Annotated in this window: 18 protein-coding genes; 14 read left to right on the top strand and 4 right to left on the bottom strand. The window is 58.1% G+C overall.

From position 1 onward, the window contains the following. Nucleotides 1-7: 7 nt before the first annotated feature. Both mexE and ACYZTX_RS17170 read right to left on the bottom strand, forming a co-directional pair. On the bottom strand, nucleotides 8-1,261 hold the full coding sequence (gene mexE / locus ACYZTX_RS17175) for a multidrug efflux RND transporter periplasmic adaptor subunit MexE (protein WP_462035074.1): 1,254 nt from the start codon (nucleotides 1,259-1,261) through the stop codon (nucleotides 8-10). A 310-nt stretch (nucleotides 1,262-1,571) separates the two neighbouring features. Beyond that, nucleotides 1,572-2,489 carry a LysR family transcriptional regulator gene (locus ACYZTX_RS17170; protein WP_462035073.1) on the bottom strand — a complete coding sequence of 306 codons (918 nt, stop codon included), beginning with the start codon at nucleotides 2,487-2,489 and terminating at the stop codon, nucleotides 1,572-1,574. A 268-nt stretch (nucleotides 2,490-2,757) separates the two neighbouring features. On the opposite strand from ACYZTX_RS17170, the gene ACYZTX_RS17165 reads away from it, so the two are divergent. The 4 genes from ACYZTX_RS17165 (at nucleotide 2,758) to pgm (ending at nucleotide 9,072) form a co-directional block, all read left to right on the top strand. After that, a complete protein-coding gene (locus tag ACYZTX_RS17165) occupies nucleotides 2,758-3,780 on the top strand; it encodes a zinc-dependent alcohol dehydrogenase family protein (RefSeq protein ID WP_462035072.1) in 1,023 nt (340 codons plus the stop codon). Nucleotides 3,781-4,357: 577 nt separating this feature from the next. Next, nucleotides 4,358-5,848, top strand: a complete 1,491-nt coding sequence (locus ACYZTX_RS17160; RefSeq protein WP_462035071.1) for a hypothetical protein — start codon at nucleotides 4,358-4,360, stop codon at nucleotides 5,846-5,848. Nucleotides 5,849-5,915: 67 nt separating this feature from the next. Next, the gene (locus ACYZTX_RS17155; RefSeq protein WP_462035070.1) at nucleotides 5,916-7,316 is read left to right on the top strand and encodes an aminotransferase-like domain-containing protein; all 1,401 of its coding nucleotides are present in this window, start codon (nucleotides 5,916-5,918) and stop codon (nucleotides 7,314-7,316) included. Between the two features lie 109 nt (nucleotides 7,317-7,425). Next, nucleotides 7,426-9,072 (top strand): phosphoglucomutase (alpha-D-glucose-1,6-bisphosphate-dependent), encoded by a 1,647-nt coding sequence (pgm, locus tag ACYZTX_RS17150; RefSeq protein ID WP_462035069.1) that lies wholly within the window; start codon nucleotides 7,426-7,428, stop codon nucleotides 9,070-9,072. Nucleotides 9,073-9,141: 69 nt separating this feature from the next. Here pgm and ACYZTX_RS17145 read toward each other — a convergent pair whose 3' ends face one another. Then, nucleotides 9,142-9,837 (bottom strand): pirin family protein, encoded by a 696-nt coding sequence (locus ACYZTX_RS17145; RefSeq protein ID WP_462035068.1) that lies wholly within the window; start codon nucleotides 9,835-9,837, stop codon nucleotides 9,142-9,144. A 278-nt stretch (nucleotides 9,838-10,115) separates the two neighbouring features. Here ACYZTX_RS17145 and ACYZTX_RS17140 point away from each other — a divergent pair, with 278 nt between their 5' ends. Further along, nucleotides 10,116-12,590: a UvrD-helicase domain-containing protein gene (locus ACYZTX_RS17140; RefSeq protein ID WP_462035067.1), complete on the top strand. Its 2,475-nt coding sequence runs from the start codon at nucleotides 10,116-10,118 to the stop codon at nucleotides 12,588-12,590. A gap of 64 nt (nucleotides 12,591-12,654) precedes the next feature. Here the strand turns inward: ACYZTX_RS17140 and ACYZTX_RS17135 are convergent, their stop codons facing one another. Beyond that, nucleotides 12,655-12,927 (bottom strand): DUF1652 domain-containing protein, encoded by a 273-nt coding sequence (locus ACYZTX_RS17135; protein WP_033054957.1) that lies wholly within the window; start codon nucleotides 12,925-12,927, stop codon nucleotides 12,655-12,657. Between the two features lie 274 nt (nucleotides 12,928-13,201). Here ACYZTX_RS17135 and ACYZTX_RS17130 point away from each other — a divergent pair, with 274 nt between their 5' ends. The 9 genes from ACYZTX_RS17130 (at nucleotide 13,202) to ACYZTX_RS17090 (ending at nucleotide 23,239) form a co-directional block, all read left to right on the top strand. Continuing rightward, nucleotides 13,202-14,017: a helix-turn-helix domain-containing protein gene (locus tag ACYZTX_RS17130; protein ID WP_462035066.1), complete on the top strand. Its 816-nt coding sequence runs from the start codon at nucleotides 13,202-13,204 to the stop codon at nucleotides 14,015-14,017. A 50-nt stretch (nucleotides 14,018-14,067) separates the two neighbouring features. Continuing rightward, nucleotides 14,068-15,471, top strand: coding sequence for an NAD(P)/FAD-dependent oxidoreductase (locus tag ACYZTX_RS17125; protein WP_462035065.1), 1,404 nt, complete (start codon nucleotides 14,068-14,070; stop codon nucleotides 15,469-15,471). Between the two features lie 43 nt (nucleotides 15,472-15,514). Beyond that, nucleotides 15,515-15,856, top strand: a complete 342-nt coding sequence (locus tag ACYZTX_RS17120) for a cupin domain-containing protein (protein ID WP_056743722.1) — start codon at nucleotides 15,515-15,517, stop codon at nucleotides 15,854-15,856. 60 nt (nucleotides 15,857-15,916) lie between these two features. Beyond that, nucleotides 15,917-17,002 (top strand): polyamine ABC transporter substrate-binding protein, encoded by a 1,086-nt coding sequence (locus ACYZTX_RS17115; RefSeq protein WP_462035064.1) that lies wholly within the window; start codon nucleotides 15,917-15,919, stop codon nucleotides 17,000-17,002. Nucleotides 17,003-17,093: 91 nt separating this feature from the next. Beyond that, a complete protein-coding gene (locus ACYZTX_RS17110) occupies nucleotides 17,094-17,552 on the top strand; it encodes an REP-associated tyrosine transposase (protein ID WP_462035063.1) in 459 nt (152 codons plus the stop codon). Nucleotides 17,553-18,035: 483 nt separating this feature from the next. Next, nucleotides 18,036-19,484, top strand: a complete 1,449-nt coding sequence (locus tag ACYZTX_RS17105) for a serralysin family metalloprotease (protein WP_462035062.1) — start codon at nucleotides 18,036-18,038, stop codon at nucleotides 19,482-19,484. A 68-nt stretch (nucleotides 19,485-19,552) separates the two neighbouring features. Next, nucleotides 19,553-19,975, top strand: a complete 423-nt coding sequence (locus ACYZTX_RS17100; RefSeq protein ID WP_462035061.1) for an AprI/Inh family metalloprotease inhibitor — start codon at nucleotides 19,553-19,555, stop codon at nucleotides 19,973-19,975. Between the two features lie 157 nt (nucleotides 19,976-20,132). Next, complete coding sequence (locus ACYZTX_RS17095) at nucleotides 20,133-21,908, top strand: type I secretion system permease/ATPase (RefSeq protein ID WP_462035060.1); 1,776 nt, start codon at nucleotides 20,133-20,135, stop codon at nucleotides 21,906-21,908. Next, nucleotides 21,905-23,239 carry an HlyD family type I secretion periplasmic adaptor subunit gene (locus ACYZTX_RS17090; RefSeq protein WP_462035059.1) on the top strand — a complete coding sequence of 445 codons (1,335 nt, stop codon included), beginning with the start codon at nucleotides 21,905-21,907 and terminating at the stop codon, nucleotides 23,237-23,239. The genes ACYZTX_RS17095 and ACYZTX_RS17090 overlap by 4 nt, the downstream gene beginning before the upstream one ends. Nucleotides 23,240-23,241: the final 2 nt, after the last annotated feature.

Genomic DNA, 23,241 nt, shown 5'->3' with positions numbered 1-23,241 from the left:
TCGTCCCTTAACCGCGTGGAGTCGCAGCAGCCAGTTTCACAACCGAACCCGGCGCGACCTTGGCAGGTGCGACTTGGGGCAGGTTGCTGGCTTCCAGCGCTTGTCGTTGTTGAGCCAGAGCGGCGAGGGTTTGCTCGCTGGCCATCGGGATCACTTCAGGGGTGACCGGCGAACCCGGACGAACCCGTTGCAGACCCTTGACGATGACGGTGTCGTCCTTGTTCAGGCCGCTGCGCACGATGCGCAAGCCTTCGATCTTCGGACCCAGCTCGACCGAGCGATACGCCGTCTTGTTGTCGGCATCCATCACCAGCACGAACTTTTTACCCAAATCGGTACCGACCGCTTCGTCATTGATCAGCACGGCGGAGTAGGTGCCGCTGCCGACCAGTTTCAGGCGTGCATACAGGCCTGGGGTGTAGGTGCCGTCGCTGTTATCGAACACCGCACGACCGCGGATGGTGCCGGTTTTCGGGTTGACCTGGTTGTCGACGAAGTTCATTACGCCCTGGTGCGGGTTGCCGTCTTCATTGGACAGGCCAAGGTAAACCGGGGTGGTTGCACCACGTTTGCCTTGGCGAGCGAGCGCGGTGTACTTGAGGAATACACGCTCGTCGGCGTCGAAGTAGGCGTAGACCTTGTCGGTGGAAACCACACTGGTCAGCGCGGTGGTGTCGGCGGTTACCAGGTTGCCGGCGGTAATTTCCGCACGGCTGACGCGACCACTGATTGGCGCGGTGACACGGGTAAAGCTCAGGTTCAGTTTGGCCAGGTCCAGTTGTGCCTGGAGGGCACCGACGGCAGCGCGTGCTTCTTGCGAAGCGCTGGTGCGTGAATCGGCCAGTTCGGCGGAAATCGCATTGCTGGTACGCAGACGCTCACCGCGCTGGGCTTCATTTTCGCTGCGGGTGGCGTTGGCGCGGGATTGGGCAACCAGGGCTTCGAGACGGCGGACCTCGGCCTGGAATGGACGCGGGTCAATCTGGAACAGCAGGTCGCCTTTCTTGACCAATGCGCCTTCAGTGAAGGCCACTTCATCGATCTGGCCGGAGACCCGTGGACGAATCTCTACGGTTTCCGGCGCTTCGAGGCGCCCGGTGAATTCGTCCCATTCGTTCACCGGTTGTTCCAGCACCTTGGCCACGCTGACTTTGGCTGCGGGCATAGTGGCGGCCGTGTCCGGAGTCTTGCCGCAGGCGCTCATCACCAGCACGGCCAACAGGGCCAACGGGAAGCGCAAATGTTTGAGTGATTGTTCCATGGATGCATCCGCCAATGTATTGAGAATGGACGGATGATGCTCGGCGAGGCTGTATCGCACGAATCGAATGAGGCAAAGGTAACTATCATTCGGAATGATATAAGGCCCAGGCAAGCCCTCTAGCGTGCACCTTTCGTTAGGTGGCTATCAATTAGATTGATGACAATTCAGTGTTGTGGGGAATGCAAAGGTCTGACTCGTCACCGAGTCGCCTTCTTCGCGAGCAAGCCCGCTCCCACAGGGAACGCATTCCAATTGTGGGAGCGGGCTTGCTCGCGAATGGGCCATCAGCCTCAATACAAAATCAGGATCAGACCAAACTATCAGGGTCACCAAAAAACATCTGAATCCGCGACCTCAGCCACCGCTCGCCCGGATCATTGTCCTGCGACCCGCGCCAGGCCATGTGCAATTCAAAGCTGCGGACCGGCAATGGCGGATCTTCAGCGCGCACTCCGCCGGCCGCCGTCAACGCGTCAGCCGTGTAATCAGGCACGGTCGCGACAATATCGGTCCCGCTGATGAGTGTGCTGAGTCCATTGAACTGCGGCACCGCAAGCACCACATGTCGTTTGCGCCCGAGCTTTTCCAGCTCTTCATCTATAAAGCCGCTCAGGTCGCCCGCGAACGACACCAGCGCATGAGGCCGCGCGCAGAAATCATCCAGGCTCAACGGTCCTGGTACCGTATCGGCCCGCAACAGCTTCGGCATGCTGCGGCGCAGCACCTTGCGTTTGGCGTTGGCCGGCAGGTCTTGGGTGTAGCTGACGCCGATGGAAATCTCGCCCGAGGCCAGCAGGCTCGGCATCAGGATGTAATTGGCCCGACGCACCACCAGCACAATCCCCGGTGATTCGGCGCGCAGACGCTTGAGCAGCATCGGCAGCAGGGCGAATTCGACATCGTCCGACAGACCAATGCGAAACACTGCCGTGCTGGTCGCCGGGTCGAATTCCGCCGCACGGCTGACCGCGGTGGAAATCGAATCCAGTGCAGGCGAGAGCAGGGCGAAGATTTCCACCGCCCGGGCGGACGGTTCCATGCTGCGGCCGGTACGCACGAACAACGGATCATCGAACAACCCGCGCAGGCGCGAGAGTGCCGCACTGATGGCCGGCTGGCCGAGGAACAATTTCTCCGCAGCGCGAGTCACACTGCGTTCGTGCATCAATGTTTCGAAAACGATTAACAGGTTCAGGTCGACACGACGCAGGTCATTACGATTCATCTGGAGTCCTGGCAGAGTCATCAAGCTTGACGAAAGCAGCCATATGAGAACAATGGCCGGCGTGAATATTAAGGGGAAAGGCTGCTACTCTGCACCGAGTAATTCAGTTTTCCTGAAAAGGCTGCTTCGGTTTTCACGGCATTGGACGATGTCGCCGGCGCTGCGGAATCAATGACAGGCATGTCGACTATTAATAGCCACTGATAGTCTTGGGTAGAAAGCCCAGATAGAGTTCAGGGCATTAGAGGTTTCTTTGACGAGGTTTGCGATGTCCCGCACGATCCGTTTTCACAAGTTTGGTCCAGCCGAGGTGCTCAAATGCGAAGAGCATGCGGCCGCTCTCCCTGCACCGGGCGAAGTGCAGGTGCGCGTCGAAGCGATTGGCATCAGCTGGTACGACATTCTCTGGCGCCAGAACCTGGCTTCCTCCCATGCACGTCTGCCTTCAGGCCTTGGCCATGAAATGTCCGGCGTTGTTACGGCGGTCGGCGAGGGCGTCGATGACCTCGCCGTCGGTGACAAAGTCGCCAGCTTTCCGGCTGAAAGCCCTAACGACTACCCTGTTTATGGCGAGCAAATCGTTCTGCCACGCTCGGCACTGACCCGTTACCCGGATGTGCTAAGCCCGATCGAAGCAGCCGTGCATTACACGCCGCTGTTGATCGCCTATTTCGCTTATGTCGATCTGGCACGGGTCAAACCTGGGCAATTCGCCCTGGTGACCGACGCCAGTCACTGTGCCGGTCCGTCCTTCGTCCAACTGGGCAAGGCGCTGGGCATTCGGGTAATTGCCGCAACCAAAACCGCGGAAGAACGTGAATACCTGCTGTCCCTCGGGGCCGAGAAAGTCATCGTCACCGAAGAACAGGACCTGCTGATGCAGATCAACAAAATCACCGACAACCGTGGCGTGGACGTGGTGTTCGATGGTCTTGGCGGTCCACAGATGTCGTTGCTCGGCGATGTGCTTGCACCTCGCGGCAGTCTGGTGCTGTACGGCCTGCAAGGTGGCAACCAGACGCCATTCCCGGCCTGCGCAGCGTTCCAGAAGAACATTCAGTTCTTTGTGCACTGCATCGGCAACTTCACCGGCAAGCCGGAGCTGGGCATCATCCAGGACCAGGTTGCACTGCAACGTGCCTTGCGCGACATCAACCAGATGACCGCCGACCGCGTGTTGCTGCCGCTCAAGACTCGGGTCTTCCCGTTTGCCGAGTTTGTCGAAGCTCACCGCTACATGGACGAATGCCCATGCCGCGAACGAGTCGCCCTTCGGGTCGAACCTGCATAAGCCCTTTATCTAAACCCCTCTGCAAGAGTCCGTGCCCCCACGGACTCTTTTGCATGCGTCATCTGCCATAAATGAGACCTTCCATTGACCGGTCAATGGGCTAGTTCAGCAACTGAACTGGTTTTTGCTCTCAATCTGTATCTTCTAATCATCATATAAGCCTTGATAATTGAATGATTACTTTCATCTCAAGGAATGAGTCATGGCTGGGTGTCAGCTTGATACTTTTCAATACACACTGTTAATACATATCCGACCAATAGTTCGTCGCTGCGCAGTTGGCGAAAAAACAGGGGCGACTTCTTTCTTTATTTCTTGTGCTATATGTCTGTGGGACGCTGTCGGACATTTCCTAGGATGTCGCGCGCAGCCGCAAGAGGCCGGCTCTGCAGGGCCTCGCGGCAACCTGGCTCTGGCCGGAGCAGGGGTGCCGTCCAAACATTTCAAATAATTACCGAAAACTTAAGTGTTAGCATTTGGCAATAGCGTCCAATACTTCAATCGTGGCAGGCACCCATTGCGCAGTGCATGTCGTTGTTCGTGCGATATCGAACTTACAAGCATCAGGTAAATAAAAATGACCAATATCCATGATCAGGCGATGAACTATGTCTATCAGCAAGTGCTGCAGCGATTGTTGAGTTTCTTCTCTCGCGCCGAACGCACCGCCTTGCAGCTTATGATTCAGCGCCTGGTGGTCGCCGCCGGGGGCATGGACCGTATTGGCGATTACAAGGTCCTGGCGATTCAGTCCGGGTCCCGCGACAGTTGCTACACCCTGGCGCTGCTGCGCGCCGCACAATTGAGTATTGCCGGTCGGGCGCCTGCGACGTTCCGGCTGCGAGTCGCCTCCTTGCGCTTGAACGGCGCAAGCTCGACGGCCCTGGCAAATATCCATCGCAGCTACAGCGCCTTGTTTCTCTACGACGATCCTCGAGTTGAAGTGTTGATGGTCGATAACCGGGAAGTCCTGCCGTTCAGCCAACTGGCACCGATCTCAGAAGCCGGCCGTGAGTCGAATCGGCTCAATCTTTTGATGGTTGGCCATCGTCGTGCCTGTCATGGGCCGCTTGATCTGTGGGACAACGGGTACCTCGCGACCGGCGAGTTCCATGGGCAAATTGCTCGTTGGGACAGCGGTGTCGATGCATTGGTCAGTAGCGATACGCCTCGCCAGCAAAAACAGTTTCTCGACGGATTGAAACGGGCTGCCGCCAAGGCCGGGCTACAGGCCTCCAATCACCACGAAAGCGGCTACGAGGCACTATTCGCGCTGCTCGATGCGTTGGGTAGCGACTGCTACCGCGCTTTTTATGCTGAGCATGAGCAGGCAGTGTGGCGTCCGGCCGAACGATTTGAGGCGTGTCGCCGTGCCACGTACATCGACATTCACGACATGCTGGTCAGCAACCTCGAGGAGCGCTGGCCACTGCTCACCGAGTTTCTTGGTTTTCAATCTGATGAGCCGGCGGCACAACTCAGCGACAACGAATACGTCAGCTTTTCTATCTGCGCACACGTTCGGGGTTTGCAATCCTGCTTCGTGCATGGCCGGAACTACGAGACAGGTGTCGCCGAATACCTGCAACGGGCATTGGTGATGATGCGCCGCAAACAACTGCCGGAACGTTTGTGCGAACAAGCGATGGAGGTGTTTGGTAGCCCGGCAACGTGGGCCGAGCAGCGAGTTCTGGCAGCGGCCGAGGCTCAAAAAGACCTTGGCCTGAGCGAAGCGCAACTGGTCTGCCTGCTCTATTCACCATTTGTCGAGAATGGCGTGGCGCTTGAGCGTTTTCTGCGTCAGTGCCACCCAGGCATGCTCGTAGCGATGCCTGATTTGCACCGGGCGATGCAGGGCAATCCGGTGCCGGAGCAGGTGCTGCAATGGATAACCGACGTCAGCGGGCTGCCTGTCAACCTGATCGGTAGGCTGTACCGCATGGGTCCGGTGTCTTTGAATGAGGGTAGGGCAGGCGCCCCGAAAATCGGCGTCGCTGGTTTGCAAACCGAAGCCGCCGACCATAACGACGACACGGCTGTGGCGGATGAATGGTCAACGGGGCGCTGAAAGTGCCTGGTTTGACGGACTTATTGACGATGCATGATTTCGTGCTCATGGCATTCGGCCCTCGCCCATGAAAGGGCCACGAGAAACCGACTTCGCGTATCAAGCGGTGTACCGATATCTGACCAGTTTGATCAATGAGCCGGTGGGTGACACGCGTATCCGTCTGCCGTCGTTACGACAGTTGGCGGATCGGCTGAGCGTGTCGATCTCGACCATTCAGTACGCTTATTCGCTGCTGGAGAAGGAAGGGCGCGTTTATTCGGTCGCCAAGTCTGGCTACTACGCGTTACCGGTGTCCTCCATCAGCGCACTCAGCAGCGGCAATGACCTGCTTGAAACCGTCTATGTCAACGCCAGGCGCCCAGAAATGCTGGTCTTGAGCGCCGATGAGCCGGCGCTATTACAGCCGCTCGACAGCCCGCTGTTACTGCTGGAGCGAGAACTGCTGCGCCAGTATCCGCGTCAGCCGCAACCGTCATCGCAACCGTGTGGCGAACTGGAGCTGCGCATCGCCCTGGCGGCGCGCTACACCACCTCGCCGCTGCGCTGCTGGCACGCCGACGATGTCTATATTGGCGCCGACCTGCGCGGCGTGCTGGAAATGCTGATCGCTGTGTTGAGTCTCAAGGACGCCACGGTGCTGGTCGAGTCGCCGTGCGACTGGGCGATTCTGCGGTTGCTCCAGGCGGCGCAGGTGCGAGTGATTGAGCTGGCGGTGCAATCCGGCGGCGGCCTGGATGTCGAATGGCTCAAGGAGTTGCTGGAGACCGAGCCGGTGCGGCTGGTGATGGTTTCATCCGGGCTGAACATGCCGCGAGGCAGCCTGGCACCCGAGGAAAACCGACAAGCTGTTGCGCAATTGCTGGAGCGACATGGCAGTTGGGTGTTGGAAAACGACTGCTACGGCGAACTCGGATTCGAACCGGACAGCCAACGATTTCGCGACCTGCTGGACCCCGATCGGCTGATCGTGTTTTCCACGTTCGAGAAAATCATCGGGCCCGAGGCGCCATACGGTTATCTGCTCTCGCGGCATTTCAGTGTTGAACTGCAACGGCACTTTCTATTGCGTTCGTTCCGCTTGTCACCGATTCGCCAGAAAGCCATCGCTCGCTTGTACAGCAACGGACGTGTCGATCAGCACCTTCAGGTATTACGGCGAATGCTCAAGGACCGCAAGGCACAGATGACTCAGCTGTTGCAGGAACGACTGGGCGATGCCTTGTGCTTCGTCGAGCCGCAGGGCGGTGCAACCATCTGGGTCGGTTCGTTGCGTCGGGTCGATGTACGGCGGGTGTTTCATCGCCTGCTCAAGCAACAGGTGGTGATCGCACCGGGAGAGCTGTTCAGTCTCCAGGGTTTGCACGCGCAACACTTGCGCCTCAGTCACACCTTCGGCGGCGACCACGACCTGGCCGCGGCATTGGGCCTGTTAGGGGATGCCTTGCGCCTGGAGTCGATCGACTGAAAGGGGCCATAAACATCCTTGGCACTCGTAGATCGATCCCATCGCGTTGCGGTCAAACTGCCAGTAAACTGCGTCCTATTCCTGAACCACTCTATTTCAGAGGTTTTGCATGACACTCAGTCATTTTGCGGGCAAACCGGCACCGGTAGAACTGTTGGTCGACATCCCGCGACTGGTAACGGCCTATTACACCGGCCAGCCCGATGCGGCCATCTCGACTCAGCGCGTTGCCTTTGGCACGTCCGGGCACCGTGGCAGCTCGTTCGACTTGAGTTTCAACGAATGGCACGTTCTGGCGATCAGCCAGGCGATCTGCCTGTACCGCGAAGCCCAAGGCATCGACGGCCCGCTGTTCGTCGGCATCGATACCCATGCGCTGTCCACTCCGGCCGGCGCCAGCGCCCTTGAAGTGCTGGCCGCCAACGGCGTGACGGTGATGATCGCCGAAGGTGACGAATACACCCCGACACCGGCCATTTCCCATGCGATTCTCTGCTACAACCGCGGACGCACTTCGGGCCTGGCGGACGGCATCGTCATCACGCCGTCGCACAACCCGCCGCAAAGCGGCGGCTACAAATACAACCCTACCAACGGCGGCCCGGCCGATACTCATATCACCAAGTGGATCGAAGCCAAGGCCAACGAACTGCTGGTCAACAAGCTCGCCGGCGTCAAGCGCATCAGCTATGAGCAGGCGCTTAAGGCCAGCACGACTCATCGTCACGATTACCTCAATACCTATGTCGCCGACCTGATCAACGTGATCGACTTCGACGCTATCCGCGACGCCAAGCTGCATCTGGGTGTCGATCCGCTGGGTGGAGCAGGCGTGCGCTACTGGTCAGCGATCGCCGAGCATTACCGACTGGATCTGGAGGTGGTCAACAAACAGGTCGATCCGACCTTCCGCTTCATGACGGTCGACTGGGACGGTCAAATCCGTATGGACCCATCGTCCAGCCACGCGATGCAGGGCCTTATCGGTCTGAAAGAACGTTTCGACGTAGCGTTTGCCTGCGACCCGGACCACGATCGCCATGGCATTGTGACGCCGTCCGGTGGATTGCTCGCGCCGAACAGCTACCTCGCGGTGTCGATCGACTACCTGTTCCAGAACCGTCCGCAGTGGCGCGCCGATGCCGCCGTGGGTAAAACCGTGGTCAGTAGTGGCTTGATCGATCGGGTTGCCAAGCGTCTGGGTCGTCGCCTGTACGAAGTGCCAGTTGGCTTCAAGTGGTTTGCTGACGGCCTGTTCGACGGCTCTCTGGGCTTTGGCGGCGAAGAAAGTGCCGGTGCTTCGTTCCTGCGCAAGGATGGTAGCGTCTGGAGTACCGACAAGGATGGCTTGATCCCGGCGCTGCTGGCAGCAGAAATGACCGCACGTACCGGCCGTGACCCCAGTCAGGCCTATCGCGCCTTGACCGATGAACTGGGCGAACCGTTCTCGGTACGAGTCGATGCCAAGGCCAATCCTGAGCAGAAGGCATTGCTGAGCAAGTTGTCGCCGGACCAGGTTACCTCGACCCAACTGGCGGGCGAAGCGATCCAGAGCATCCTCAGCCACGCACCGGGCAACGACCAGGCGATCGGGGGGCTGAAAGTCATGACCGAGAACGGCTGGTTCGCGGCGCGTCCGTCGGGCACTGAAGACATCTACAAAATCTACGCTGAAAGCTTCGTCAGTGACGACCACCTCAAGCAATTGGTGGCAGAGGCTCAAACGCTGGTAGATGGTGCAATTGCTGCAAAGTGATTGAGTGCAGCAGACAATAAAAAGGGGCGACCATGACGGTCGCCCCTTTTTTGTCCCGCGTTTACAGGATCAGGCCAAGTCCACCAGAACAATTTCACTGTCCTCGATGGCGGTCACCCGCAACACCTGCTCATTGGCAACGGCAACACCGTCCCGAGCTTGTGCACGCAAGCCATTGACTTCAATGATGCCGGTGGCCGGAACCAGATAGGCGCGACGGCCATTGTCCAGGCGATACTCCGCGGATTCACCGGCCTTGAGGTTCGCCGCCACCAGTCGCGCATCAGCTCTAATCCGCAGGCTTTGATCGTCGCCAGCCTTGCCGCTGGCGAGGGTCACGAAACCTTCACGCTGGCCTTTCGGGAAAGGCTTGGCGCCCCAGGAGGGGGCCAGACCGGATTCGTTCGGAATGATCCAGATCTGGAAGATCCTGGTTTCGCCCGCTTCCAGGTTGTATTCGCTGTGGGCAATTCCGGTACCGGCGCTCATGACCTGAACGTCGCCCGCTTCGGTGCGGCCCTTGTTGCCCAGGTTATCTTCGTGAGTGATTGCGCCTTCACGAACGTAGGTGATGATTTCCATGTCGCGGTGCGTATGTTTCGGGAACCCGGTGCCCGAGGCGATCACGTCGTCGTTCCACACCCGCAGGTTGCCCCAGTTCATGCGTTTTGGGTCATGGTACTCGGCGAACGAAAAGTGGTGATGAGCATCCAACCAGCCATGGTGGGCGCCGCCCAGGGAGTTGAAGGGTCTGAGTTCAAGCATGATCTTCTCCTGAAAAGGTTCGTCATGGGCAGGGCGCCTGAGCCACGAAACGAGAACCGGTGGTTGATGGCGAGCATCATCTATCAAGCACCAATCGATAAAAAGCGTAAAAATTGCCTCAGTACAATCGAATAAACCGATATCAAATGACCTCGAAAGATTCTCATCCAACCTTCACTTCATCGCATAAGCCAATGACCTGTAAGCATTTCACTAGAACTGAACGGCAAATGCAGACACCATAGCCGCAACAGCCTCACACCCTGGAGTCAGCCCGCGTGCCGCAACACACCCCCGATCTTCCTCCCGAACTTCGTCCCCTGGCCGAGATGCCACTGCTCAAGCGTTTGGCCGCTCGGTTTTTTGGCCACGGCCTGACACGTCTGCGCGCACAACACCGTGCCTCCTGGTTGCATGGCCAGGCGGATGGCTTTCGCAGCGGGCACAGTGCCGGGGTGGATTACGGCTATAAAGAAGGCAAGCTTGAAGGGTTGGAACAAGGCCGGCAGGTGTTGCTGATCCGCGACTCGCGCTCCGCCGAGCACCGGCCGCCCAACGTTGACGACCATCTGTTCGACGATTGGCGTCTGCCTTTGAGCGCCGAGTTGAAGAAGCGCATGAAGACTGATGTCGCTCGACTGCTGCCAGCGCACGCTCAACCCAGTGCCGCGCAGTGGAAAATGATCTTCAGCGACACGCCCTCGACCTCGGTGATTGCCGGCGCGGGGGCGGGCAAATCGACCACGTTGGTGTTGCGGATTTTGTTGCTGACCCATTATCTGGGGTTCGAGCTGAGTTCGATGACGGTGGTGACCTTTACCCGCGAATCGCGCAAAGACTTCATCAACAAACTGATCGAGCTGTTTGCACTCTGGGGGCGGGCGCTCAGTTTCAAAGAGGCACGTGATCTGGTGCGTACCTTTCATTCGCGAATCCTGCCGATGGTTCGCAGCCTGCCAGGCTTCGAGCGACTGCAAGCCTTCGAAAATCTCAGCCACCGTCCGCAAAACGGCGATGAGGAGGTTGACAGCAATCCCTTCGACTTGCGCATCAACGATGCCCAGCGCCAACAACTCAACGCTTGCTATCACAGCCTGCACACTCGTAATGAGCGCTTCCGCGAATTGATCAAGCCATTGTCTCGTCACGCGCTGCAGCTCAAGGAGTTGGAACGCGATCACCCTGACGTGCAGAAACGCGTGGCCGTGACCGAACTGGCCGCCAAGCGGGATGAAGAGCTCTGCGATGCAGTTGAAGATCTGTGGTTCCGCGCGGGTGCCTGGCCGATCAAAGGCATCGAGCCGAATCGCCAGACGTTCGATATCAACGGTTCAACGTTCCATTGTCATGGCTATATTCCGAGCCTCGACGCTTGGGTGGTGCTGGGGTTCGATCCTCGGGAAAATCCGCAGGTCAGCCGCCCGAATGCCAAACTGACAGTCCGGGCAGAATGGGCGGTAAAACGCACCCTGTTTCAAGCTTTCTGTCGTAAGCCACTGATATGGATAGATAGTTACGAATCTTCAAAGCGTGTACTGGCGTCTCTTGCCGGTGATGCCAGCGCTGGCCCGGGCTTCGATTACAAGGTCAAGGGTGAACTCGGTTCTGCGCCGTTGCTGGATTGTTTTGTCGCGGCGGCGGGGTTTATCGAGAACCTCGGCCTGGATGTGCCCAATGCCGTGGGCCAGATGAGTTTTGCCAAGGACGACCCTGATCGGTTCTTCTTCGAGGCCTTGAGCCTGTACTGGCGAGCGCTGGAAGATCATCTGCTTGATCAGAAGCCACCGGTGATGACCTACAACCGGATGTTCGCCTTGTTCAGCGAGCATTCTCCGGAAAACCTGAAGCTGTTGAACGATGAGTTGCTCAGGCCAATGTCGCACCTGATGATCGACGAATTTCAAGACGTATCCCCGCAGATCGTTTCCTGGATTCGCGCGAGCCTGACGGAGATCCGTAGTCGCGGACCGGCCATGCACGTGGGGCGCGGCGCACAACGTTCGTCATTGCTCTGTGTGGGCGATGACTGGCAATCCATCTATGGCTGGCGTGGCAGTTCGCCGACGTATTTCATGGAATTCAACAAGGAATTCCCTTCGCCAAGCACGACCAAGGTCATGCTCAGCGACAACTACCGCAGTCACCAACACATCATCGATGCCGCTGAACATATCGTTCGTGCGGCGCCCGCGATCGCTGGCAAGAAGGCCAAGGCCAGCGGCGAGCCGAAGGCGTTGCTGCCGGTGAACGTTCTCGATCGCGACGATCAAGGCATGGCCGAACGCCTGATGGAGCACTACAGAAAGGGCGATTCAATCTTGATGCTTTATCGAAAAAGTAGCGATAAGTCATTGATAGAAGAGCATATTAAGTCTGTAGTTAATGTGGATTCTAGCTTGCCATACGAAGCGCGACGGCTGAAGCAACTGACTTATCACAGCGCCAAGGGACTTCAAGCCGACGCCGTGTTCCTGCTGGGTGATTGTCAGCACCTGACCAGTTCACCTTACAAGAACCAGGTCTATCGCATGGCAGGTCTGGGCAAGGCTGGCGACAACGAAGCGTACGACAGCGCACAGAAAGACGAGATCCTGCGGCTGGCTTACGTCGGCATCACTCGGGCGGTGAGTCATTGCTACTGGTACGTCGATGGACAAGACACCCAAGCGGCCAATTTGCCTAAAGCTTCCGATCGGATTGGCAAGGGCAAGGCGTTCTTTGCCGATCACCGACAGCGTAAGACATTGGCGTGAGCCGTAAAATCTTGCGCCACAAAAAAGCCCACTTAACGTGGGCTTGTTGTTGTGTGTTCTGCCTTCAGGCATAGCTCCTGAGGGCGACTGGCGGAATGAAAGCCTCAAGCTCATCCTCCACCGCTTCGATTATTCGCTCTACATCCGCCGCATTCATTACCGTCGCGCAAGGAATACCCGCGATGGCGATCATGGTCTCGCCACTGGCACGGTCAAATAGACGGGCAATCATGCTGCCCGGCGCGTCCATGCTCGCCTCGAAACCCATGGGATGAAAATGCCAGCGCATCAGCTGGCAGGCGTTTGGAAAGGTGACTTTACTGAACCCTTTATTCATGTGTTGCCCGCCTTATTCATCGAGCGCTTCCTTTAGCTCATGTTAGGAGGGAAGAACCTTCAATGGCTCAACCGGTGACTGCCTTTAAAAGTAGCATCCAGATGTGAAATTAATGTGGATTTTTCAGTCCGTTTAGCGATTGGTTCAGTTTTTTTGATGCAGGTCACGAGAACGGTGGGTTTTCGGCAATTGGCTACCACTGGTTGGCCATTCATTTGCCATTGAAGCTGAAGCAAAACTTCGGCAAGCTCGGCTTTTTTTCGCCGAGTCCTTTATGCACGCCGATGATGATGGTCCGCTGCAAACCCAGGCCACGGGCGACACGGTGATGCGTTATCACTTGCGCTGGAAACACCGGGATCTGGATGGGGTCATGGCGCTCTTTCACCCAGAGGTTCAGTACAGCGATTTTTTCCAGAACCGTGTGATGGGGCTGTCTGAATTACGAGAGTATGTGCAAAGCAGCATGCCTCGAGATCCCGATGAAGCCCTGGAGCATTCGGACCGTATTCGCCTGGACGGCAACACGGCGTTCATTCAGTACCGCATCACCCTTCGCGGCGGTGAAGGGCTGGTGTCGTTCCGGGCCAGCGAGGCGATTACCGTCCGCGACGGACTGATCTGGCGGGTCAACGAGTACGCCTCGCTGGTGCGTGAGCAGCCCGTCAGCAAGGCCGCCAGCAGCCAACGCCCGGCGGTCAGTCGGCTCGGGCTGTCTGCGCGCCAGCTGAGTTTCATGGCTGAAGACTTGCAGCAGTATTTTCAGCGCCAGCAGCCGTATCTCGATCCCGAACTTGACCTGCAACGGGTGGCGAAGGAGTGCGGGTACAGCCGCAATCAGATTTCCTATCTGCTGAATCAGGTGCTTGGCCAGAGTTTCTATCGATACGTCAACCAGGCGCGCCTGCAGCATTTGCTCGCGGCACTGGAGAGCGCCGCGCTGCCACTGCGTATCGACGAGCTGGCGTTTGCCGCCGGGTTCAATTCGCTGTCGGCGTTCTATAGCTGCTTCCGTCAGCACACCGGCCAGTCACCCAAGGCTTACGTAAAACAAATTTCTTTGCGTGCACGCGCGCAAGACAACCTCTGAGTCCACGCACTAGGATCGACGCCATCGAAGTTTGAGTGGCGGAGTCTTGCATGCCGGCGTGGCGCACTATCAGTTTGTGGATGGATCAACTCGACGAGCCATTATTGGCGCGTCCCTCGTTGGAACAGGATCTGGACGTCGACGTCGCCATTATTGGCGCGGGGTACACCGGGCTCTGGACCGCGTATTACCTCAAGCGCCTGGCTCCCGACCTGAGCATCGCCATCGTGGAAGCGCAAACCGCCGGTTTCGGTGCCTCGGGGCGTAACGGCGGCTGGCTGATGGGCAATGTGCTGGGCGAAGACCGCTTGCTCGCCGACCTGCCGCCCGAACAGCGCCGGGCTTCTTTCGATTTGCTGCACGGCATCCCGGATGAAGTCGCAATTGTCCTCGAACGTGAAGGTATCGACTGCGATTACCGCAAGGGCGGGGCGCTGTATTGCGCCGCACGTTATCCAGAACAGGAAGCCAGTCTTCGGCACTATCTAGACAAGCTCTACCGCCAGGGACTGACCGAAAGCGATTACCGCTGGCTTAGCCCCGAGCAGTTGGCGCAACAGATCAGAGTCGCCAAACCTTATGGCGGTATCTATGCACCGCACGTTGCGACGCTGCACCCGGCAAAGTTGGTGCGAGGTCTGGCTCGAGCGGTGGAGAAAATGGGTGTCAGAATTTACGAGAACAGCGCGGTCACCCAGTGGCAGTCGGGTGGTCTACGCACGGCGAAAGCTTCGGTTCGCAGCCGCTGGATCGTACCGGCCGTAGAAGGCTACTCGGTCACCTTGCCACCGTTGGGACGTTATCAGTTGCCGGTTCAAAGCTTGATAGTGGCCACCGAGCCGCTGTCGGCTGCCACGTGGGATGAAATCGGCCTGAGTCGCGGCCAGGCCTTCAGCGAAAGCAGCCGCCAAGTTACTTACGGTCAGCGCACGGCTGACAACCGGTTGGTGTTCGGTGCCCGGGGCGGTTATCAGTTTGCTGCCAAGTTACGCCATGACTTTGACTTGACCACCAGCGAGGTGGAGCTGCGGCGCTATCTGTTCGGCGAACTCTTCCCGCAACTCAAGAACGTGCGGATTACCCATGCCTGGGGCGGCAATCTGGGGATGTCCCGGCGTTTCAAGCCGCACATGCTTTGCGATCAAACGAGCGGCATTGCGATTTCCGGCGGCTATGGCGGGGAGGGCGTCGGTGCCAGCAACCTGGGCGGCCGGACCTTGGCGGATCTGATTCTGCAGCGTGACACCGAGCTGGTTCGCCAGCCGTGGGTTCTCCAGGGTGGTCTCGACGCGCTCAGGGCCTGGGAGCCGGAACCCTGCCGCTGGCTCGGCTACAACGCGATCATCCGCAGCTTCGTCCAAGAAGACCAGACCCTGGCCAACCCGGCCACCGCACCCTGGCGTCGCAAACTGGCTACCGGTATTGCCGGCTTCATGGAAGGTTTCATGCAGTAAACGGCGCGCTCTTCATCTATAGGCTCAATCGACAGGTACTCCCATGAGCATCACGCAATTCAAGAACACCGCAACCTTGAAGCTGGAAGAGTCGAACCCGGTCGCCGTCCCGTTGGGCATGCCCGTGGCAGTGGCCTCGACCACCAGCGTTGAGCGCGACGATGGCGTCGAAACCGGCGTCTGGGAATGCACGCCCGGGCGCTGGCGGCGGCAGATTGTTGCCCAGGAGTTCTGTCACTTCATCCAGGGACGCTGCACCTTTACCCCGGATGACGGTGAAACCCTGCACATAGAAGCCGGCGATGCACTGATGTTGCCAGCCAACAGCCTCGGCATCTGGGATATCCAGGAAACCGTGCGCAAGACCTACGTTTTGATTTTTTGATCCTCTGATTGCCTGCCAGCTCTCCAATAAAAAGAATACAAACCAAACAGGAAGCGACTCATGATCCGAAAGACCCTGACTCTGGCTCCACTGGCGCTCATCGCGTCCTTCAGCCACGCGACCGAGACCGTCAAGATCTACAACTGGTCGGACTACATCGCCCCGGACACCACCAAAAACTTCCAGAAAGAAACCGGCATCGCGTTCAGCTACGACGTTTTCGACAGTAACGAAACCCTCGACGGCAAGTTGATGACCGGCAAATCCGGGTACGACGTGGTATTCCCGTCCAACCACTTCATGGCGCGGCAGATTCAGGGTGTGGCGCTGAAAAAACTCGACAAAAGCCAACTGCCGAACTGGAAAAACCTCAACCCGGCGCTGCTCAAAGCGTTACAAACCAACGATCCGGGCAACGAACACGGCTTCCCGTACCTCTGGGGCAGCACTGGCATCGGTTACAACATCGCCAAGGTCAAGGCCGTGTTGGGTGATGACGCGCCAGTGGATTCCTGGGACCTGATTTTCAAACCCGAAAACATGGAAAAGCTGCAAAAGTGCGGCGTGGCCATCCTCGACAACGGCCCCGAGCTGTTGCCGGCGGCACTGAACTACCTGGGCCTGCCGCATCACAGCAAAAATCCTGAAGACTACAAAAAAGCTGAAGCGCTGCTGATGAAAGTCCGCCCGTATATCAGCTATTTCCACTCGTCCAAATACACCAGCGATCTGGCCAACGGCGACATCTGCGTGGCCGTCGGCTTCTCCGGTGACATCCTGCAAGCCGAAAACCGCGCGAAAGAAGCCAAGAACGGTGTCGACATCGGCTATGCGATTCCCCGGGAAGGCGCCGCCATCTGGTTCGACATGGTGGCCATGCCGGTCGACGCCCCGGACGAAAAGGCCGGCTACGCCTTCATGAACTACCTGCTGCGCCCGGACGTCATGGCCAGCATCAGCAACTACGTGCACTACGCCAACGGCAACGAACAGGCCGACAGCTTGATCGACCCGGCAATCAAGAATGACACCAAGGTTTACCCGAGCCCGGAGATGATGGGGAAATTGTTTGCGCTGGAGGCGATGCCGCTGAACATTGACCGGGTTCGCACGCGAGTGTGGAACAAGATTCGGACCGGGAGTTAAGGGTTCATATTTTGTAGTCATTGCGGCCATTCGGGCTGGATGGTAACGCTGTAGATTTCTCGCCTCCTTTCAATGGTTAGGAGGCAATGGAATGCCTATCTGCTTGAATGCTGGTCGTCTGCGTATGGGTCGCTTCTGCGAGCCAGGGCGTATTTATTTGATAACGGCTGTCGTTGACCAACGGCAGCCGTTTTTTGTTGATTGGCGATTGGGGAGGTTGGTCGTTCAGGAGTTGCGTCAAGCGCAGGAGGAGGGCTGGGCCGATTTTTTGACGTGGGTTGTGATGCCGGATCATATGCACTGCCTGGTGCAGCTTCACGACAAGACGCTGGCGGAACTGATGTGCCGAATAAAATCCCGGAGCAGTCTGGCGGTCAATCAGGCGTTAGGGCGGCGAGGGCGTTTGTGGCAAAAGGGTTACTACGATCGTGCGGTTCGGCGAGAGGAAGATGTGAAGGAGCTTGCCCGATATGTCGTGGCCAATCCGGTTCGAGCGGGACTGGTGACGCGGGTTCATGATTATCCCCTGTGGGATGCGTGTTGGTTGTGATGATTCGGCGACTGCTTCGCAGCCGAACGCAGCCTCGCGGGCTCGGCAGCTGCTACAGGTTTCGCGTACACCACAAACCTTGTAGCAGCTGCCGAAGGCTGCGTTCGGCTGCGCAGCAGTCGTCAAAATCTGAAATCCAACAAATCCCTAACTGATATCAATACGCCGGCACTCATATTAATAACTCACAAAAAGCGAGACCTCATCGACAAAAAACAACTTACCTCTATTTAATAATTAAATAACTAATTGTCAGACGATTTGCACAAACCCCCATCTAACCAACAATATTTCGACAGCACAGTCATTGTTTCCGGGTACTTGCTTGGACTTAACAATTTGACGTCAAAAAAAATGTAGACGTTTGATTTCGAATTGTGTCAGTTTTCTTTCGCCTTCATTGGGCGAGTGATAGGACGATCTCGCCAGAGATTGTCGCTGTCTGAAAAAAAACTGTTCATAGCTAAACAAGGAAGTGTGTTTATGTCGAAAGTAAAAAACAACGCAATTGATCTTGCCGAACAGGCGTTCCAGCCACTGGCTGCATCCAGTTCTGCATTCAACCAGATCAATAACTTCAGCCATCAATATGATCGGGGTGGCAACCTCACGGTCAATGGCAAACCCTCCTTCTCCGTCGACCAGGCAGCTACACAATTGCTGCGCGATGGCGCTGCCTACCTGGACAAGGACGGCAGCGGCAAAATCGAACTCACCTACACGTTCCTGACCTCGGCGTCGTCGAGCACTATGAACAAGCACGGGATTACCGGGTTCAGCCAGTTCAGCGCTCAGCAGAAAGGCCAGGCCGTGCTGGCCATGCAATCCTGGGCCGACGTGGCCAATGTCACGTTCACCGATAAGGCCACGGGCGGCGACGGTCACATGACGTTCGGCAACTACAGCGGCGGCCAGGATGGCGCGGCGGCCTTCGCCTATCTGCCAGGCACGGGCGCCGGTTATGACGGGACTTCCTGGTACCTGACCAACAGCAGCTACACGCCAAACAAGTCGCCGGACCTGAACAATTACGGCCGGCAAACCCTGACCCACGAAATCGGTCACTCCCTGGGCCTGGCCCACCCTGGCGACTACAACGCCGGTGAGGGCGCTCCGACCTACAACGACGCGTCCTACGGGCAAGACACCCGCGGTTACAGCGTCATGAGCTACTGGAGTGAAAGCAATACCAGCCAGAACTTCAGCAAGGGCGGCGTCGAAGCCTATTCGTCCGGCCCGCTGATGGACGATATCGCGGCCATCCAGAAGCTCTACGGCGCCAACACCACCACCCGTACCGGTGACACCACTTACGGCTTCAACTCCAACGCCGGTCGCGACTTCCTGAGCGCGTCTTCGTCGTCGGACAAGGTTGTGTTTTCGGTATGGGATGCGGGCGGCAAAGACACGCTGGATTTCTCCGGTTTTACCCAGAACCAGAAGATCAACCTCAATGAGGCGTCGTTCTCCGACGTTGGCGGCCTGGTAGGTAACGTGTCCATTGCCAAGGGCGTCACCCTCGAGAATGCCATCGGCGGTTCGGGCAACGACCTGCTGATCGGCAATATCGTGTCCAACGAACTGAAGGGCGGTGCCGGTAACGACATCCTCTTCGGCGCAGGCGGTGCGGACAAACTGTGGGGGGGCGCCGGTTCGGACACCTTCGTGTTCGCGGCCAGCAACGATTCCAAACCGGGTGCAGTCGACCAAATCTTTGATTTTGTCAGCGGTCTGGACAAGATCGATCTGACCGGCATCACCAACGGCGCGGGCCTGCATTTCGTGAACTCGTTCACCGGTGCGGCAGGCGATGCGGTATTGACCTCTTCGGGCGGTAACAGCCTGTTGTCGGTAGATTTTTCCGGGCATGGCGTGGCTGATTTCCTGGTCAGCACCGTGGGCCAGGCGGCTTACTCCGACATTGCTGCGTGATGTGAGGTGAAAAAGGAGGGCGGCGCAGACGCGCTGCTCTCTGCCCCTTGAGATGAGTAAAGCGCCTTATGATCCATAACGGCTTCACCTGCAGAACAACCGCGTGGCTATTGGTGACGTTCATGATGTTTTTTGGAGATTCAGCCATGGCGAGCAGCCTGAAATTAACAGACCCCTCGGAACTGGCCGGCAAATGGCAGGCGACCCTGATCGCCCAAGAGGACTCGCCAGAGTCCCAGGCGTTGCAGGACAAACCGTCAAACGTGTGCACCCTCGAACTGCACGCTAACCAAACCCTGGGTGAGGGCGCCGAGTGCCTGAGTGCCTGGTCGGGCGAGCAAACAATCGGTTGGCTTACGGAGCCTGACGGCATCGCAATCACTGGGCCTGAAGGCTCAAAAGTGCTGTTTTTCAGTCGGCATCGTGATGGGCTTTATCAAAGCACGTTGAAATCCGGGTTGATCATTACGCTCAAGCGCGAAGTGCAATAAGTCCAACGCCCGCCGATAGCGTTATAAGCCGAAGATCAATAATCGAAGCGCTTTGTCGACGACAAAGAGTTGTTATAGAAGTGTAAGCGCTACTTGCAAAAAAAGATTAAACAGATCTCGCCAGGTAGGGCGGGGAATAACACCTCAGGAAGAACCCATGAAGATGGCAAAGAACCCGGCCGCCGCGCCGTTAATTAAGGTGCTGGGCGACTATAAGAGCATCCTGATTAGCGTCGGTTGTTTTACCGCTCTGATTAACGTACTGATGCTGGTTCCGTCGATTTATATGCTACAGGTCTATGACCGCGTATTGTCGTCGCAAAACGAAACAACGCTGGCCATGTTGTCATTGATGGTGGTCGGGTTCTTTGCCTTCATCGGCTTGCTGGAGATTGTGCGCAGTTTCATCGTCATTCGCATCGGCAGCCAACTGGAGCGACGCTTCAACCTTCGGGTCTATCAAGCCGCGTTCGAGCGCAACCTGCTAAAAGGCGAAGGCAACGCCGGACAGTCGTTGGGGGACCTGACCCATATTCGCCAGTTCCTGACCGGCCCGGCCTTGTTTGCCTTCTTCGATGCGCCGTGGTTTCCGGTCTATCTGTTCGTGATCTACCTGTTCAATGTCTGGCTCGGGGTGTTTGCGACAGTGGGCGCGGTGCTGTTGATCGGCCTTGCTTGCCTCAACGAGACCCTGACCAAAAAGCCCTTGGGCGAAGCGGCAGGGTTTTCCCAGAAATCCAGCCAACTGGCGACCAGTCACCTGCAAAACGCCGAAACCATTCAGGCCATGGGCATGCTCGGGGCGTTGCGTAAACGTTGGTTCCAGGTTCATTCACGGTTCCTCGGCCTGCAGAACCAGGCCAGCGACACCGGTGCTGTCATCAGTTCACTGAGCAAAACCCTGCGCCTGTGCCTGCAATCGCTGGTGCTGGGCCTTGGCGCCTTGTTGGTGATCAAGGGTGATATGACGGCCGGGATGATGATCGCCGGTTCCATCCTGATGGGGCGCGTCCTGAGCCCTATCGATCAGTTGATCGCCGTGTGGAAACAGTGGAGCGGCGCCAAACTTGCCTACCGCCGTCTCGACGCCCTGCTGCAAGCCTTCCCGCCAAGTGACGAGGCCATGGCGCTGCCGGCGCCCAAGGGCCAGATTACTTTCGAGCAAGTCAGCGCCGGTCCGCCGGGGCAACGGGCAGCGACGTTGCACCTGGTCAATTTCAACCTTGTCGCCGGTGAAGTGATGGGCGTGCTCGGCGCTTCCGGTTCCGGTAAATCGACGCTGGCCCGGGTACTGGTCGGTGTCTGGCCAACGCTTGGTGGCACGGTACGGCTCGATGGTGCGGATATCCATCGCTGGAACCGCGATGACCTGGGTCCTTACATCGGCTACTTGCCGCAAGACATCGAATTGTTCAGTGGCAGCATTGCCGAAAACATCGCCCGGTTTCGTGAGGCGGACCCGCAAAAAGTCGTTGAGGCCGCGCAGCAGGCCGGCGTTCACGAACTGATCCTGCGCATGCCTCAGGGCTACGACACTGTGCTCGGCGAGGACGGCAGTGGATTGTCCGGGGGCCAAAAACAGCGTGTGGCCCTGGCGCGCGCCCTATATGGCAATCCGAGTCTGGTGGTGCTGGATGAACCCAACTCCAACCTCGACACCGTCGGCGAATCGGCACTGGCTGGCGCCATTGCACACCTGAAGGCCCGGGGCACCAGCGTGATTCTGGTCACCCATCGCTCTTCGGCGCTGGCCCAGGCCGACAAATTGCTGGTGCTCAGCGAAGGCCGTTTGCAAGCCTTCGGCCCGAGCCAGGAGGTGCTCAAGGCACTCTCCGGTGCCCAGGAACAACAACGTGAAAAAGCTGCGCCGACACCGGGCGGGCTCAGCATGAGCCGGCAGTATCAGCCCTCGACAAGGAATTCGAGCTTATGAGCAACAACAGTGAAGCGACCATGGAACACGACTACATCGCCGAACGCCCTGAGCGCGACGCGCGTTTCTTCGCCCGCATGGGCTGGATTCTGGCGATCGTCGGCGCCGGCAGTTTCTTCACGTGGGCCAGTCTCGCACCGCTCGACCAAGGCATTCCTGTGCAAGGCACGGTCGTGGTGTCGGGCAAGCGCAAAGCCGTGCAATCGATGAGCAGTGGCGTGGTCAGCCAGATTCTGGTGCGCGAGGGCCAAGTGGTGAAGCAGGGCCAGCCGTTGTTCCAGCTCGACCAGACGCAAGTCGCCGCTGACGTGCAATCCCTGCAAGCGCAATACCGCATGGCCTGGGCCAGTCTGGCGCGGTGGCAGAGTGAACGGGACAACCTCAAGCAGGTGAGTTTCCCTATTGAACTGAGCAACAATCCCGACCCACGCCTGGCGCTGGTCCTCGAAGGCCAGCGTCAGTTATTCAGCAGCCGCCGTGAAGCTTTTTCCCGCGAACAGGCTGCCTTGCGCGCGAGCATCGAAGGCGCCAGCGCGCAACTGGCGGGCATGCGCCGCGCCCGCACTGACCTGACTGCCCAGGCCAGCTCTCTGCAACAACAGCTGAGCAACCTTCAGCCCCTGGCGGACAACGGCTACATCCCGCGCAATCGGTTGATGGAGTACCAGCGTCAGCTGTCGCAAGTTCAGCAACAATTGGCGGAAAACACCGGCGAAAGCGGCCGGGTAGAGCAGGGCATTCTCGAGTCGCGGCTGAAACTGCAGCAGCACATCGAGGAATACCAGAAAGAAGTCCGCACTCAATTGGCCGACGCGCAATTGAAAAGCGTGACGCTGGAAGAGCAACTGACCTCCGCCGGGTTCGATCTGCAACACAGCGAGATCATCGCCACCGCCGATGGCATCGCGGTCAACCTCGGGGTTCACACCGTGGGCGCGGTGGTGCGTCTGGGTGAAACCCTGCTGGAGATCGTGCCTCAGGGGACGAGTCTGGAGGTGGAAGGGCACCTGCCGATCAACCTGGTCGACAAGGTCGGCACGCACTTGCCGGTGGACATTCTGTTCACTGCGTTCAACCAGAGCCGCACGCCGCGCGTGCCCGGCGAGGTAAGCCTGATCTCCGCCGACCAGATGATCGATGAGAAAACCGGTGCGCCGTATTACGTGCTGCGCAGCAGCGTCAGCGATCAGGCCATGGAAAAACTCAACGGTCTGGTGATCAAGCCCGGCATGCCGGCGGAAATGTTCGTGCGCACGGGTGAACGTTCACTCCTCAACTATTTGTTCAAACCGCTGCTCGACCGGGCAGGCTCCGCGTTGACCGAGGAATAAGG

This window comes from Pseudomonas sp. MDT1-17, assembly GCF_054898105.1.
Note: the sequence above shows the minus strand (reverse complement) of the source record. Positions and strands in the feature narration are given on the sequence as shown.